The following is a 15,254-nucleotide window of genomic DNA, read 5'->3' on the forward strand; positions in this document are numbered from 1 at the left end:
ATGTTCAAACAACGAGTTGGACGACGAACAGAGCGCCGATAGCAGGACCGTCAGGTACGTAAGTGACCACCGCAGTTGCCCTTTTGCCCCCGCTCGGCCGGCTCATCGGTCTGTGCGCGGGCGCTTTGTTGCTGTTGTGCGCCGAGCGTGCGAGCGCGCAAGGCAGGCTCGACGCCCAGTATGAGGCGACGCTCGCCGGTATCCCGGTCGGCAAGGGCACCTGGACCATCGAGATCGGCGACGACACCTTCTCGGCCTCGGCCCAGGGCGGCACCGCGGGCCTGTTGAAGGCGTTTTCCGGCGGCAGCGGCTCGGGCGCCTCGCAGGGCCGCGTCGTCAACGGATCGCCGGTCGCCAGTTCCTACACCGCGACCACCGCCACCGCGAAGAAGTCGGAGACGATCCGGATGGTGCTCGCCAATGGCGGCATCAAGGAATCCTCGATCGAGCCGGAGCCGCCGGTCGATGCCGACCGCCTGCCGGTGTCGGAGGCGCAGAAGAAGAACGTGTTCGATCCGATGACCGGCTCGTTCCTGCGCGTGCCCGGCAATGCCGAATTGATGAGCCCGGATGTCTGCCGCACCGGCGCCGGCGTGTTCGACGGCCGCATGCGCTACGACCTCAAGCTCGACTTCAAGCGGGTCGAGATCGTCAAGGCCGAGCGCGGCTACCACGGCCCGGCGCTGGTCTGCGCGCTCTATTTCGTGCCGATCTCGGGCTACATCCCGGATCGCCCGGTGATCAAATATCTCGCTGCCCAGCGCAACATCGAGATCGCCTTCGTGCCGATCGCGGGTACCCGCCTGCTGGTGCCGTTCCGCATGACGATCCCGACCCCGCTCGGCCAGGCCATGCTGGAAGCCACCTCGTTCGTGACGACGGCGGCACCTCCGCGCGTGGCGAAGACGCAGTAGGGATTTCGTTCGCGGCGGGCTGCCAGACCGTCACCCTGAGGAGGCCGCGCAGCGGCCGTCGCGAAGGGCGACGCCACCAGCGGGGCCGTGCATCCTTCGAGGCTCGCTCCGCTCGCACCTCAAGGTGACGGGTTAGGCAGGGGGCGCGGCGATCCGCGAATGCAACAAACGTCACCGGAATCCAGTTGACTCTTGCCCGCTTCTGATTCGACTCGCCTGCCCCTGGAACTTAAGGAATTCAGTCCGCATATCCTGTGCTTGTAGAGCCCTCTCAAACTTGATCTAGTGCCGCCGCCTTGGACTCCGCCGAGATGTTGCGGTGAACGTTTCAGGCCTGGAACGGAGTCAGCGATTCGGCCGCGATTCGTTCTCAACTCGTTCCAGAGCTTAAACCGGGCGCGGAAAGCGTCGCATTGTGAGACAGATTTTGCGAAAAGATGCGTGAAGGAGTGAAGCTCACGGCTCCCAACTCTCACCGTCACCCTGAGGAGGCCGCGGAGCGGCCGTCTCGAAGGGCGGTGGCCCACCTGTCCCGGCTAGCGGATCGCCACGTGTGGAAATATCTCGGCCGTGCATCCTTCGAGACGCGCTGACGCGCTCCTCCAGTACAACGGCTAAGCGGCCGTTGTACTAGGGATAACGGATTGAGCATTCCGCCAACAATTCAAGAAACACCTGCAAAATATGGCTTTCTCAACTTCGTTCGGAAATGACCGCGTGCCCGGTGCAGGCGTCACTGCGGTGCTGGGGCCGACCAACACCGGCAAGACGCATCTCGCGATCGAGCGGATGCTGGCGCATTCGTCCGGCCTGATCGGGCTGCCGCTGCGGCTGCTCGCACGCGAGGTCTACAACAAGATCGTCGACCGCGCGGGTGTCGACAACGTCGCGCTGGTCACCGGCGAAGAGAAGATCAAGCCGAAGGCGCCGCGCTTCTGGGTCTCGACCGTGGAGGCGATGCCGCGCGACCTCGATGTGTCCTTTCTCGCGGTCGACGAGGTCCAGATCGCGGCCGATCTCGAGCGCGGCCATGTCTTCACCGATCGCATCCTCAATCGCCGCGGCCGCGACGAGACGCTGCTGCTGGGCGCCGCGACGATGCGCCCCATTATCGAGCGGCTGCTGCCGGGAGCGTCCATCATCACGCGGCCCAGGCTGTCGCAGCTCGAATTCGCCGGCGACCGCAAGATCACGCGGCAGCCGCGGCGCACCGCGATCGTCGCGTTCTCGGCCGACGAAGTCTACGCGATCGCCGAATTGATCCGCCGCCAGCATGGTGGCGCCGCGGTCGTGCTGGGCTCGCTCTCGCCACGCACGCGCAATGCGCAGGTTGCGATGTTCCAGAACGGCGACGTCGATTATCTCGTCGCCACCGATGCGGTCGGCATGGGGCTCAATCTCGACGTCGATCACGTCGCCTTCGCGTCCGACCGCAAGTATGACGGCTATCAGTTCCGCCGCCTGACGCCGGCCGAATTCGCCCAGATCGCGGGCCGCGCCGGCCGCGCCACGCGCAACGGCACCTTCGGCACCACAGGCCGCTGCGCGCCGTTCGAGCCGGAGCTCGTCAACGCGCTGCAGAACCACACCTTCGACAGCGTGAAAATGCTGCAATGGCGGAACGCAAAGCTGGATTTCTCCTCGCTCGGCGCGTTGCAGGTGTCGCTGGCGCTGTCGCCCAATCATGAGGCACTGACGCGGGCCCCGGTGGCCGAGGATCTGCGCGTGCTCGACCATGTCGCGCGCGACGCCGAGGTGCGCGAAATGGCGCATGGGGCCAAGGCCGTGGAGCGGCTGTGGGAGGCCTGCCAGGTTCCGGACTACCGGAAACTGTCGCCGGCCGCCCATGCCGAACTCGTGACCACGCTGTATGGCTTCCTGATGCAAAAGGGGCGTATCCCTGACGCATGGTTTGCCGCCCAGGTCGACCAGGCCAACCGGACCGACGGCGATATCGACACGCTATCGGGCCGGATCGCGCAGATCCGGACCTGGACCTTCGTTGCCAACCGGCCGGACTGGCTCTACGACCCGGACCACTGGCAGGGGATCACGCGCGACCTCGAAAATAAATTATCCGATGCGCTGCATGAACGGCTCACGGAGCGTTTCGTTGACAGGCGGACCAGTGTATTGATGCGCCGCCTGCGGGAGAACTCAGTTTTGAATACGGAAATTGGCAAGACCGGTGAAGTGATCGTGGAAGGCCATGTGATCGGCCGGCTCGATGGTTTCACCTTCGCACCTGATGCGGCCGAGGCCGGCAGTGACGCCAAGGCGCTGCAAGCCGCCGCCCAGCAGGTGCTGGCGCGCGAGATCGATGCGCGCGCCGAGAAACTGGGAGCCGCCCCCGACGAGCAGTTCGTGCTGACCTCCGACGGCACCATCCGCTGGACTGGAGACGCGGTCGCCAAGCTGGTAGCCGCCGACGACGCGCTGCATCCGCGGCTGCGCATCATTTCCGACGAGCGGCTGACCGGCGCCTCGCGCGAGGCCGTGCAGACAAGGCTCGATCTTTGGCTCAAGACGCATATCGAAAAGCTGCTCGGGCCGCTGTTCGAGCTGTCCAAGGCCGAGGATCTGCAGGGCATCGCCCGCGGCATCGCGTTCCAGCTGGTCGAGGCGCTCGGCGTGCTCGAGCGCACCAAGATCGCGGCCGAGATGAAGGATCTCGACCAGCCGTCGCGCGCGGCGCTGCGCAAATACGGCGTGCGGTTCGGCGCCTACCACATCTATTTCCCGCAGCTCCTGAAGCCTGCGGCGCGCTCGCTGGCCTCGCTGCTGTGGGCCGAGAAGCAGAGCAATGTCGACATGGCCGCGCTGTCGAACGTGCAGCATCTCGCCTCCAGCGGCCGCACCTCGTTCCCGGTCGACAAGCAGCTCGCGCGCGATGCCTATCGCGTGCTCGGCTATCGCCAGTGCGGCGAGCGCGCGGTGCGCGTCGACATCCTGGAGCGGCTTGCCGATCTGATCCGTCCGGCCCTGGCCTGGCGCGAGACGTCGCCCGGCGAGAAGCCCGCCGGCGCGTTCGATGGCCGGGGCTTTGTCGTGACCCAGGCGATGACCTCGCTGACCGGCTCCGCGGGCGAGGACTTTGCCTCGATCCTGCGCGCGCTCGGCTATCGCATGGACCGCCGTCCGCCGCTGCCGCCGAAGCCCGTCGAGGCCGCGCCGGCTGAGACCACCGAGACGGTGGCCGCCGAGACGCCGTCGGTCGAGGCGACCTCCGAGGCCGCCGCAGATGCGCCGGTCGATGCCGCCGCCGAGGTCACGGCCGATGCGCCCAAGGCTGCAACAGATCGAGAGGCCGCCACGGATCAGGTCGTTTCCGGAGATCCGGTGCCGTCGGCGGCGCTGCTGCCCGATGTCGGCTTTACCGAGGTCGTTGCGAGCGAAGCGACGCCCGTCGTCATCGAGACCCATCAGGATGCTGCGGCGGAGCGTGCCGCACCGGTCGAGGCGCCCGCTGCTGAAGTTGTTGCAGAGCCTGTCGCTGCGGCCCAAGCGCCCGTGGCTGAAGCCAACGCAGCGCCTGTGCCTGCCGTGGAAGCCGTTGCGGAGACGGCGGCCAACGTCGCCGCTCCGGAGACGCCGTCTGAGGCTGCCGCTGAGGCGCCCGCGGAGACTGCGAGTGCTGAGGCCGCAACCGCCGAGGCGGCCCCCCGCCGCCGCGGAGGCGCCGGCCGAGCCGCAGCTGGTCGAAGTCTGGCGGCCCGGTGGCCGTTCCGACGAGCGCCGTCCGCATCATCGCGGCCACGATCGCAATCGCGGCCGCCATCAGGGCAAGCCCGCCGAGGGCGCGCAGGCCAGCGAGGGCGGCGGCGAGGGCGAGAAGCGCGAACATCATCGCCGTCCGCGCCGTCATCAGGATTTCCGTGCGCCACCGCGTCCAGGCGCCCCGGCCGATCCGTCTGCGGCGCCCGCCGATGGCGCGCAGGCGCGTGACAATCGCGAAGACCGCGGCCAGCGCCGCGAGCGCTTCGAGGGCCAGCGCTTCGAGGGTAAGGGCCGCGATCGCGACAACAACGAGCGTCGCCGCGACAACAAGTTCGGCGGCGGCGATCGCAAGGGCGAGCGCGGTGATCGCGACCGCGGTGGCCGCGACTTCGGCAAGGGCGGCCGCGACAAGCGCGAGAGCGGCCCGTCGCATCGGCCCTACGCCTCGAGCGCGCCGCGCGAACGCGACCGTCCGATCGATCCGAACTCGCCATTCGCCAAGCTCGCTGCACTGAAAGAGCAGCTCGCCGGCCGGAAGGAATAGTGCAACCCTTGGTCTGAAGCTTGGACAGACAGCGCCTCGACAAATGGCTGTGGCACGCGCGGGTAGTGAAGGCCCGCACCAGCGCGGCTGAACTCGTCGAGTCCGGTCATGTCCGCCTCAACGGCACGCGCGAGAAATCGCCGGGGCATGGGGTGAAGGTCGGCGACGTCGTCACGATTGCGCTCGACAACAGCGTGCGCGTGCTGAAGGTGATCGGCTTTGCCGAGCGGCGCGGCGATGCCGCCTCGGCCCGCGTGCTGTACGAGGATTTGCAGGCCGGCAATTTGCAAGCCGGCAAGGAGTAGCTATCTAGCCCTTGCTACCCCAATTCGGGTTGGCAGACGCGTGAGAATACTGACGTTTTTCCGGGGGCGCTTCCCTTGCGGCTGCGGTATTCCTGCGCTAGGCAACCCCAGAAAAGTTGAACGTTTCGGAGTTTTGGATGACCTACGTCGTCACTGAAGCCTGCATCAAGTGCAAATATACCGACTGCGTCGAGGTCTGCCCCGTCGATTGTTTCTACGAGGGCGAGAACATGCTGGTCATCCATCCTGACGAATGCATCGATTGCGGCGTGTGCGAGCCGGAATGCCCGGCGGACGCCATCAAGCCGGACACCGAGCCGGGCCTGGAGAAGTGGCTCGAGGTCAACCGCGACTTCGCCAAGAGCTGGCCGAACATCACCCAGAAGAAGGACTCGCCCGAAGACGCCAAGGAGTGGGAAGGCAAGGAAGGCAAGTTCGAGAAATATTTTTCTCCGAATCCGGGCAGCGGCGACTGATTCGTCAAATCCCGTCGGGATTACCCCGATAAGGGCGGGCTCCGGCCTGCCGCGGCCCACCGTCGGGCCGCCGATTTAACCCTAATGACGGACATATGACCTGAGCGGCCCCTGTTATGCCCGGAATCGGGCGTAAACCATTGATTTTTGCGGAAAATGTGCTATATCTGACACATTACAGGCCAAGAACCCCCTGCCATGCGTACCTTGTGGCTTCGAGGTTCCCGCAACATCGAACAGGGGCGTGGCAGTTTCCGCGCGCAGGCTGTGTCACAGAAAACGCGTAAAAAGAGTGCTTCAAAGACGACGAAAAAAGCCGCTGTCATTGCTCGCAGCGCAACCAAGGGCCGTGCCAAGGCGTCCGTGAAGGGTGCGAAGAAGGCGGCGGCTGCAAAGTCCTCAAAGAACAAAAGAAGCGTGATGCCAGAAAAGACTGCCAAGACTGCCGCGAAAGCGGCAGCGGCGAAGCCCGCTGTTGCGAAAGTCGCCCCCAAGACTGCTGCTGCGCCGAAGCCGGCTGCCCCGAAGGCCGCCACCCCGGCCGGTGCTCCGAAGGCTGCCGCCAAGCCGGCCGCTCCGTCGCGTCCCGAAGAGAAGAAGGTCGTGACCCAGCGCCAGGGCTTCAAGGCCAATGAATTCGTCGTTTATCCCGCTCACGGCGTCGGCCAGATCCTGGCGATCGAGGAGCAGGAGATCGCGGGCGCCAAGCTCGAGCTGTTCGTGATCAATTTCATGAAGGACAAGATGACGCTGCGCGTCCCGACGGCGAAGGTCGCCAATGTCGGCATGCGCAAGCTGTCGGAGCCGGCGCTGGTCAAGAAGGCGCTGGAGACGCTGAAGGGCCGCGCCCGTGTCAAGCGCACCATGTGGTCGCGCCGCGCCCAGGAATACGAAGCGAAGATCAACTCGGGCGACATCGTCGCGATCGCCGAGGTGGTCCGCGATCTCTATCGCTCGGAATCGCAGCCCGAGCAGTCCTACAGCGAACGCCAGCTCTATGAAGCGGCGCTCGACCGCCTGTCGCGCGAGATCGCGGTCGTGCAGCATTCGACCGAGACCGAGGCAATCAAGGAGATCGAGGGCCAGCTCGCCAAGAGCCCGCGCCGCGGCGCCAAGGCGGAGGCCGAGGGTGAAGGCGAGGGTGATGCCGACGGGGACGATCTCGATTCCGATGGCGACGATACCTCCGTCGCCGACGAAGCCGCCTGAAAGGGTTCGACGGATTGAAAACAGAAGCCCGGTCGCAAGACCGGGCTTTTTGTTTTGCGGCGGGCATCGCTATGCCATCGCGCCGCAGCCTCAGTATGAGCGCTGCTTGATGCCCCAGCGGCCGTTCTCCGAGGTCACGACCCACAGATTGCGGTGCAGGGTCATGATCGATCCGTCGGCGCGGTCACGGCTGTATTCGACCAGCGGATGCCGCGTGAGCGGCAACGGCGTGCGCACGCGGCTCTCTAATCGTAGCCCGGATGAAGTGAGATCTCTTGATCGAGATGAAGCGAACCAGCCGGCGCCGAACGGCTCGAACGCCACGTAAACAATCCTGACGGAATCGTCCTGGTTGTCTCACGGGATGACGACGGCAATCGGAGCGCGGCATGCTATGCTGACCGTCCTGCCGCTATTTGATCCACATAAGGTGACCCATCAATTTGCAGCGAGGAGAAATCCGATGACATCCAATGTTGAGGCAACCAGGAAGGGTTACGAGGCATTTCAACGTGGTGACATCCCGGCGCTCATGAGGGATCTGATCGATGACGACTGCACGTGGATAACGCCAGGTCCTCAGGATAAATTGCCTTGGGCCGGGACCTTCAAGGGAAAGCAGCAGATTGAAAATTTCTTCGTCCAGGTCGGCGAGAACCTCGAATTCAGCGAGTTTGCGCCGCGTGAGATGATTGAGCAGGGCGACACTGTCGTGGTCTTGGGTACGCTCACGGCGCGGGCAAAGAGAACGGGCAAGACCGTCAAGAACGAATGGGCTCACGTTTTCAAGTATCGCGAAGGAAAGGCGGTCTATTTTCAGGAATACATCGACACTGCGGCGGATGTTGCCGCGATGTCGTGACGGAGTGCGAGACGGCCCCCTGAAACAGGCGCGCATTCGCGTGCCTCGTTGGCGTCATCCGCCTCGATTGCCTACTTCACCCGCTGCTTCTCCAGCTTGCGCGCCAAGGTGCGGCGGTGCATGCCGAGGCGGCGGGCGGCTTCGGAGATGTTGAAGTCGGTCTCCATCAGGGTCTGGTGGATGCGCTCCCATTCCAGCGTCTTGATCGACGTCGGCCGCACGCCGACCTCGATCGCGGCATTGCCTTGCGCTTTAAGGAAGGCGGCCTCGATGTCGTCGGTGTTGGACGGCTTGGCCAGATAGTGGCAAGCGCCGAGCTTGATCGCCTCGACCGCGGTCGCGATGCTGGCAAATCCGGTCAGCACCACGATCAGCATCTCGGGATCGTGCGCATGCAGCGCTTCGACGCAGGCAAGGCCGGAGGCGCCGCCGGCGAGCTTGAGGTCGACGACCGCATAGCCGGGCGATTGCTGCTCGAGCAGCTCGCGGACTTCGTCGAGCGAGGCCGACACCGCGACGCCGTAGCCGCGGCGCTCGAACGAGCGCTTCAGCGTGCGGGCGAAACCTGAATCGTCCTCGACGATCAGAAGCTGGCGTTCATCCGTCAATATGGTCTCCGATTGCAAGCGTCGAGAGCGGCAGCTCGATCTTGACAGCGGCGCCGATGTCCGGCCGGTTGCGCGCCGTCACCACGCCGCCGAGCTTGCGCACCACGTTGACGACCAGGAACAGGCCGAGGCCGCTGCCGGAGCTGCCCTTGGTCGATTGATACGGCTTGCCGACATGCGTCAGCATCTCGCGCGAGAAACCCGGGCCGCGATCGGTCACCGACAGCACCAGGCGGTCGGCATTGCGCTCGGCCATCAGCTCGATCCAGTCGCGCGAGACCTCGGCGGCGTTGTCGAGCACATTGAAGATCGCCTGCTTGAGCGCGATGTCGGATACGATCGCGAGGTCAGCGCCGAAGGCGTTGCGGAAATACAGTGTGGCGGAGGGGCGCGTCGTCCGCCATTCCTCGACCAGCGCGGTCAGGAACGCCGCCACCGTGGTCGGCGAGGAACCCTCGCCGCGGGCTTCGCCGGCCGACAGCAGGATGCCCGTGACGATCGACTTGCAGCGCTGCACCGAGATCTCCATCTCGCCGAGGTCCTGCGACATTTCAGGATCGGAGGCGAGCGCGGGCATCCGGCGCCAGTCGCCCAGGATGACCGAGAGCGAGGCGAGCGGCGTGCCGAGCTCGTGCGCGGCACCGGAGGCCAAGAGGCCCATCCGGACGATATGGTCCTGCTCGGCGGCGTGCTGGCGCAGCGCCGCGAGGCGGAGGTCGCGGTCGCGCAGATTGCGGTTGATCCGCGTCATGAACACCACGAGCAGCACGGCGTCGAGCACGAGGCCGATGAAGGTGCCGGCGATATGGAGATTGAAGGCGTCGGCAAAGCCCTGTTGCGGCAGCTCCAGCGGCCGGTAGTAGCTGGTCAGCCAGGCGAAGTTCATGCACACCAGCGCCACCAGCGACCAGGTCGACGGTGCATCGAGCAGCACCGCGCCGAGCGTCACCTGCAGCAGATAGAGCGAGGTGAAGGGATTGGTGGCGCCGCCGCTGAGATAGAGCAGGACGGTCAGCGCCGCCACGTCGAGCGCCAGCGCGATCAGGAGCTCACGGTTGTTGATGTCGGCGCGGTAGCGCAGCCACAGCAGACTGACGAGATTGAGCGCCACCAGCGCCGAGATCACGGCCGCCATCGCCAATAGCGGCAGCGTGACGCCCATCCAGAACTGCACGAAGCCGATGGTGGCGATCTGGCCGATCACGGCGATCCAGCGCAGCTGGACCAGCAGCGCCATGTTCTTGCGGTTGGTCGCGACGTCGGCGGGCGCTGCGAGATCGAACGGCATGCCGGCAGCCGCGCTCACGGCGGACGGCATCACGGCCGTGCCGGCGGCGGTCTTCTCCTCATGCAGATCCGATGTGCGCTCGAGCATCTGGGCCTGTGTCGCGAGACAGATTGCGGGCTGCGCCGATCAGGCGGCGCACGGCGGCGCGTCGTGAGTCCCACCCTGGATCGGCGCCGGCGCGGCTCCTGCCGCTGAAGATGCGCAGGAACGCGGCCCCCAGCATAAAGGCCAGCGCGAGCCATGTCAGCGCGTAAATCAGGTGGTTGTTTGGAAACCGCACGATCGTGAGCCCGCCGACGGGGTAGCCGCCCGGATTTGGCGTCGCATCGGCGTCGATGAAGAAGGGAGCCACATGCGACAATCCGTGCACGGCGGAGATCGTGGCGACATCGCGGGAATACCAGCGGCCGGCCGCGGGATCGTTGCTGCGCAGGAAGCCACCCTTCGGCTCCGAGATCCGCAACAGACCGGTGACGCCGACCGGCCCCTGCGGCTCGCCGTCGCGCCGCGTCGCGGGATCGCGCCGGTCCGACGGAACGAAACCGCGATTGACCAGCACCGTGGTTCCGTCAACCATCCGCAGCGGGGTCAGCACCCAGAAGCCGGGACCGTCCGTCGTGACAGCCTGCACCAGCGTCTCGTCGGCATTGAGGAAGCTGCCGCGCACGGTGACGCGGCGGTATTCATCGCTCGCGGCCGTGACATCAGGCCATGACGACGGCGGCGGTGGCGCGACCGGTGCCGCATGCATGCGCTGATCGACCCGGTCGATCAGCGCCAGCTTCCAGGCCCTGCGTTCGACCTGCCAGATCCCGAGCGCGCTCAGCAGCACCACGCCCAGCATGCCGAGCGTGAGCAGCACAAGCGATGGTCTGGCAGACCGCATCGTCACGGCATCTGGCTCATGTCGTGCATCGGCATCATGTTGATGTTGAGGTGATGCATGACCCACAGCGAGCCGGTCAGCGCGATCACCACCATGACCACGGTGAAGATCAGCGCCATCATGGTCCAGCCGTTCTCGGACCGCGTGTTCATGTGCAGGAAGTACACCATGTGCACGACGATCTGCACGGCGGCGAGCACCAGCACGATCAGCGCCGTGATCTGCTTGTCGGCGATGGTCCCGGTCATCACCAGCCAGAACGGGATGGCGGTCAGGATGACCGAGAGGCCGAAGCCGGTCAGATAGCTCTTCAGCGAACCGTGGGCCGCGCCACCATGGTCATGATGGCCGTGATCGCCGGCGTCGGAGCGCAGGGCATGAGAGTCCGTTGTCATCGCAGCATTCCCAGGAGGTAGACGAAGGTGAAGACGCCGATCCAGACCACGTCGAGGAAGTGCCAGAACATCGAGAGGCACATCAGGCGGCGCCGGTTGGCTACGGTGAGGCCGAAGCGCGCGGTCTGCACCATCAGCGTCACCAGCCAGACCAGGCCGAAGGTGACGTGCAGGCCGTGGGTGCCGACCAGCGTGAAGAAGGACGACAGGAAGGCGCTGCGCTGCGGCGTCGCGCCCTCATGGATCATGTGGGCGAACTCGGTGAGCTCGATGCCGAGGAAGGCGAGGCCGAACAGCCCGGTGATCGCGAGCCAGGCCTGCGTCGCGCCGATCCTCGACTTCTCCATCGTCAGCATCGCGAAGCCGTACGTGATCGAGGAGAGCAGCAGCATCGTGGTGTTGAGCGCGACCAGCTTGAGGTCGAACAGGTCCTTCGGCGCCGGACCGGCGGCATAGCTTCCGCCGAGCACGCCATAGGTCGCGAACAGCATCGCGAAGATGAGGCAGTCGCTCATCAGGTAGATCCAGAAGCCCAGCATGGTGCTGGCGCCTTCCGGATGATCGTGCTCGTCGATGACGTGAAAGATCGGCTCGGAGCCTTGGACGGAGATTTGGGTGGTCGCTACGCTCATGTCCGGGCTCCCGCGGCGAGAACGCGCGTCCGCGCCTCTTCGGTCCGCACCACCTCATCCGCCGGGATGTGGAAGTCGCGGTGATAATTGAAGGTGTGGCCGATCGCGACCGCAAGCAGCGCAACGAAGCTGACGGCGGCCAGCCACCAGATGTACCAGATCAGGCCGAATCCCATCGCCGTCGCGAAGCCGGCGAGGATGATGCCGGTGCCAGTGTTGGACGGCATATGGATCGGCTTGAAGCCGGTCAGCGGGCGCCTGTAGCCGCGGCGCTTCATGTCCCACCAGGCATCGTTGTCGTAGACAACCGGCGTGAAGGCGAAGTTGTAGTCCGGCGGCGGCGACGAGGTCGCCCATTCCAGCGTGCGCGCGTTCCAGGGATCGCCGGTGGTGTCCTTCAGCTGTTCGCGGCGCAGGATGCTGACCGCGAACTGCACCAGCATCGCGCCGATGCCGAGCAGGATCAGGAAGGCGCCGAAGCCCGCGATGATGAACCAGATCTGCAAGGACGGATCGTCGAACACGCGGAGCCGTCGGGTCACGCCCATCAGGCCGAGCACGTAGAGCGGCATGAAGGCGAAGTAGAAGCCGGAGACCCAGAACCAGAACGACAGCTTGCCCCAGAACGGATCGAGCTTGAAGCCGAACGCCTTCGGGAACCAGTAGTTGATGCCCGCGAACGCGCCGAACACGACGCCGCCGATGATCACGTTGTGGAAATGCGCAATCAGGAACAGGCTGTTGTGCAGCACGAAGTCGGCGGGCGGCACCGCGAGCAGCACGCCGGTCATGCCGCCGATCACGAAGGTCAGCATGAAGGCGATCGTCCACATCATCGGCAGCTCGTAGCGGATACGGCCGCGATACATCGTGAACAGCCAGTTAAACATCTTCGCGCCCGTCGGGATCGAGATGATCATCGTGGTGATGCCGAAGAACGAGTTCACGCTGGCGCCGGAGCCCATCGTGAAGAAGTGGTGCAGCCAGACCAGGTAGGACAGGATGGTGATTACGACCGTGGCGTAGACCATCGAGGTGTAGCCGAACAGCCGCTTGCCGGAGAACGTCGCGGTCACCTCGGAGAAGACGCCGAACGCCGGCAGCACCAGGATGTAGACCTCGGGGTGGCCCCAGATCCAGATCAGGTTCACGTACATCATCGGGTTGCCGCCGAAGTCGTTCGTGAAGAAGTTGGTGCCGACGTAGCGGTCGAGCGACAGCAGCGCCAGCACCGCCGTCAGCACCGGGAAGGAGGCGACGATCAGGACGTTGGTGCAGAGCGAGGTCCAGGTGAACACCGGCATCTTCATCATCGTCATGCCCGGCGCGCGCAGCTTGACGATGGTGCAGATCAAATTGATGCCCGATAGCGTCGTGCCGACACCTGCGACCTGTAGTCCCCATATGTAATAGTCGACGCCGACGTCAGGACTGTAGCCGATATTCGACAGCGGCGGATAGGCGAGCCAGCCGGTGCGGGCGAATTCGCCGACGAACAGCGACAGCATCACCAGCACGGCGCCGCCGACCGTCATCCAGAAAGAGAAATTGTTGAGGAACGGGAACGAGACGTCGCGGGCGCCGATCTGCAGCGGCACCACGTAGTTCATCAGGCCGGTGACCAGCGGCATCGCCACGAAGAAGATCATGATCACGCCGTGCGCGGTGAATACCTGGTCGTAGTGATGGGCCGGCAGGTAGCCGTCGGAGCCGCCAAAGGCGATCGCTTGCTGCAGGCGCATCATCAGCGCGTCCGCGAAGCCGCGCAGCAGCATCACGATTCCGAGGATCATGTACATGATGCCGATGCGCTTGTGGTCCACGGTGGTGAACCACTCGCGCCACAGATAGCCCCAGAGCCGGAAGTAGGTGACGATCGCAAACAGAGCGAGGCCACCGGTCGCGACCACCGCGAAGGTGCCGACCAGGATCGGCTCGTGGATCGGCAGCGCATCAAGATTGAGGCGGCCGAAGATCATCTTGACGAGATCGGGATTCATGCGGTCCTCCTCAGGACTCTGATTTCGGACGCTGGCCGAGCAGCAAGGATGTCGATGACGGATGGGCGGGCGAGAACGGCGGGCGCTTCAGGCCGAAGCCGCGCAGCGGCGTCAGGTCGAGCGGCGCGGTGACCTCGCGCGACGGCGCGTCCTTGATCTCGTCCATCGAGCAGATGCCGGCGACGAAGGTCGGTTCAGAGCCGAGCGGCGCGCCGCGGCGGGCGTATTTGTCGTAGGTCAGCGGCAGCGTGTTGTTGAGGCCTTCGTGGCCGAGGCCGCCCTTGGCGTCGATCGCCATCATCTCGCTCATGCACATCTTGCCGGGCTCGACGCACATGTTGAGGATCGCCTTGTAGAGATCGCGATCGACCGAGCGATAGAGACGGACCGGATCGTTCTCGCTCGGGCGCTCGAGCTGCAGATAGTCGGTGCGGCCGAGCATGTTGGTGCTGGCCTTGGCGCCGGCGATCCACTTGTCGAAATCGGCGGCCGACAGGCTCTTGAACTCGAAGTGCATGCCGGAGAAGCCGGCGCCGCTGTAATTGGCGGAGAAGCCGCGGAAGGTGCCTGCCTTGTTGGTGACCGCGTGCAGCTTGGTCTCCATGCCGGGCATGGCGTAGATCTGGCCGGCAAGCGCGGGGATGTAGAACGAGTTCATCACGGAGGAGGCCGTGATGCGGAAGCGGATCGGGCGGTCGACGGGAGCTGCGAGCTCGTTGACGGCGGCGACGCCGTAATCCGGGTAGATGAACAGCCATTTCCAGTCGAGCGCGACCACCTCGACATTGAGCGGAGCGTCCTTGCTCTCGATCGGCTTGTCGGCGGCGATGCGGCCGAGCGAGCGGTAGGGATCGAGCAGGTGCGTGCCCATCCAGGTCAGCGCACCGAGGCAGATGATGATCAGAAGCGGCGCCGACCAGATCACGAGCTCGAGCTGGGTCGAGTGATCCCACTCCGGCTCGTAGGGTGCCGCGGTGTTGGACTGGCGGTACCGCCAGGCGAAGAAGACGGTCAGCGCCATCACCGGGAGCACGATGATGAGCATCAGGACGGTGGATATGACGACGAGGTCGCGCTGCTGGGCGGCGACGTCGCCGGCAGGCGCCAGGACGACGAAATCGCACCCGCCAAGGAGTGCCGCGAACGGCAATAAGGCCAATAATTTCAAGGCGCGCACGGCTCACCCCCAAGGGATCTTCGGCTGAATTTTATGAGTTCCGCCAAGGGGTAGCTGCGATGCAACAAAGTTGACATTGGACAATTTGTCCAATGTTGCACTGCGGGATCGAAGGTCAGAAAGTGAGGTGGACCGCGTGGCAAAGCGCCCGCGGGCTCATCTCTTGCTTGAGCATAATGTTCGGAAAACCGGTTTCCGCTTTTCCGGATCATGCTCCAAAGGACGGTTCTCCGGCGATGGC

At 65.0% G+C, this 15,254-nt stretch carries 14 protein-coding genes; 6 read left to right on the top strand and 8 right to left on the bottom strand.

All coding sequences use genetic code 11. The features are described from left to right. Positions 1–83: 83 nt before the first annotated feature. The 5 genes from ACVILL_RS14950 (at position 84) to ACVILL_RS14970 (ending at position 7,165) form a co-directional block, all read left to right on the top strand. Positions 84–914, top strand: coding sequence for a DUF3108 domain-containing protein (locus ACVILL_RS14950; RefSeq protein WP_456734265.1), 831 nt, complete (start codon positions 84–86; stop codon positions 912–914). A 684-nt stretch (positions 915–1,598) separates the two neighbouring features. Then, complete coding sequence (locus ACVILL_RS14955; RefSeq protein WP_456729744.1) at positions 1,599–4,859, top strand: helicase-related protein; 3,261 nt, start codon at positions 1,599–1,601, stop codon at positions 4,857–4,859. Positions 4,860–5,195: 336 nt separating this feature from the next. Further along, the gene (locus ACVILL_RS14960; protein ID WP_456729745.1) at positions 5,196–5,480 is read left to right on the top strand and encodes an RNA-binding S4 domain-containing protein; all 285 of its coding nucleotides are present in this window, start codon (positions 5,196–5,198) and stop codon (positions 5,478–5,480) included. 137 nt (positions 5,481–5,617) lie between these two features. After that, the gene (gene fdxA / locus ACVILL_RS14965; RefSeq protein ID WP_456729746.1) at positions 5,618–5,956 is read left to right on the top strand and encodes a ferredoxin FdxA; all 339 of its coding nucleotides are present in this window, start codon (positions 5,618–5,620) and stop codon (positions 5,954–5,956) included. 420 nt (positions 5,957–6,376) lie between these two features. After that, positions 6,377–7,165 (top strand): CarD family transcriptional regulator, encoded by a 789-nt coding sequence (locus tag ACVILL_RS14970; RefSeq protein WP_456729747.1) that lies wholly within the window; start codon positions 6,377–6,379, stop codon positions 7,163–7,165. A 90-nt stretch (positions 7,166–7,255) separates the two neighbouring features. Here the strand turns inward: ACVILL_RS14970 and ACVILL_RS14975 are convergent, their stop codons facing one another. Next, positions 7,256–7,402, bottom strand: a complete 147-nt coding sequence (locus ACVILL_RS14975) for a hypothetical protein (RefSeq protein ID WP_456729748.1) — start codon at positions 7,400–7,402, stop codon at positions 7,256–7,258. 157 nt (positions 7,403–7,559) lie between these two features. Between ACVILL_RS14975 and ACVILL_RS14980 the strand changes: the two genes are divergently transcribed. Continuing rightward, on the top strand, positions 7,560–8,027 hold the full coding sequence (locus ACVILL_RS14980) for a nuclear transport factor 2 family protein (protein WP_456729749.1): 468 nt from the start codon (positions 7,560–7,562) through the stop codon (positions 8,025–8,027). A 71-nt stretch (positions 8,028–8,098) separates the two neighbouring features. On the opposite strand, the gene ACVILL_RS14985 is transcribed toward ACVILL_RS14980, so the two are convergent. Genes ACVILL_RS14985 through cyoA form a run of 7 tightly spaced genes read right to left on the bottom strand, consistent with a single transcriptional unit; the run spans position 8,099 to position 15,013 of the window. Next, a complete protein-coding gene (locus tag ACVILL_RS14985; protein WP_456729750.1) occupies positions 8,099–8,635 on the bottom strand; it encodes a response regulator transcription factor in 537 nt (178 codons plus the stop codon). Continuing rightward, entirely contained in the window at positions 8,625–10,010 is a 1,386-nt protein-coding gene (locus ACVILL_RS14990) for an ATP-binding protein (protein WP_456729751.1), read from the bottom strand. The genes ACVILL_RS14985 and ACVILL_RS14990 overlap by 11 nt, the downstream gene beginning before the upstream one ends. Then, positions 9,982–10,809 carry an SURF1 family protein gene (locus tag ACVILL_RS14995; RefSeq protein ID WP_456734266.1) on the bottom strand — a complete coding sequence of 276 codons (828 nt, stop codon included), beginning with the start codon at positions 10,807–10,809 and terminating at the stop codon, positions 9,982–9,984. Before ACVILL_RS14995 ends, ACVILL_RS14990 begins: the two co-directional genes overlap by 29 nt. A gap of 2 nt (positions 10,810–10,811) precedes the next feature. Next, the gene (gene cyoD, locus ACVILL_RS15000; protein ID WP_456729752.1) at positions 10,812–11,204 is read right to left on the bottom strand and encodes a cytochrome o ubiquinol oxidase subunit IV; all 393 of its coding nucleotides are present in this window, start codon (positions 11,202–11,204) and stop codon (positions 10,812–10,814) included. After that, the gene (gene cyoC / locus ACVILL_RS15005; protein ID WP_456729753.1) at positions 11,201–11,836 is read right to left on the bottom strand and encodes a cytochrome o ubiquinol oxidase subunit III; all 636 of its coding nucleotides are present in this window, start codon (positions 11,834–11,836) and stop codon (positions 11,201–11,203) included. Before cyoC ends, cyoD begins: the two co-directional genes overlap by 4 nt. Further along, the gene (gene cyoB, locus ACVILL_RS15010) at positions 11,833–13,836 is read right to left on the bottom strand and encodes a cytochrome o ubiquinol oxidase subunit I (RefSeq protein ID WP_456729754.1); all 2,004 of its coding nucleotides are present in this window, start codon (positions 13,834–13,836) and stop codon (positions 11,833–11,835) included. Before cyoB ends, cyoC begins: the two co-directional genes overlap by 4 nt. Positions 13,837–13,846: 10 nt before the next feature. After that, positions 13,847–15,013, bottom strand: coding sequence for a ubiquinol oxidase subunit II (cyoA, locus tag ACVILL_RS15015; protein WP_456729755.1), 1,167 nt, complete (start codon positions 15,011–15,013; stop codon positions 13,847–13,849). Positions 15,014–15,254: the final 241 nt, after the last annotated feature.

Source organism: Bradyrhizobium sp. USDA 3364, from assembly GCF_054056355.1.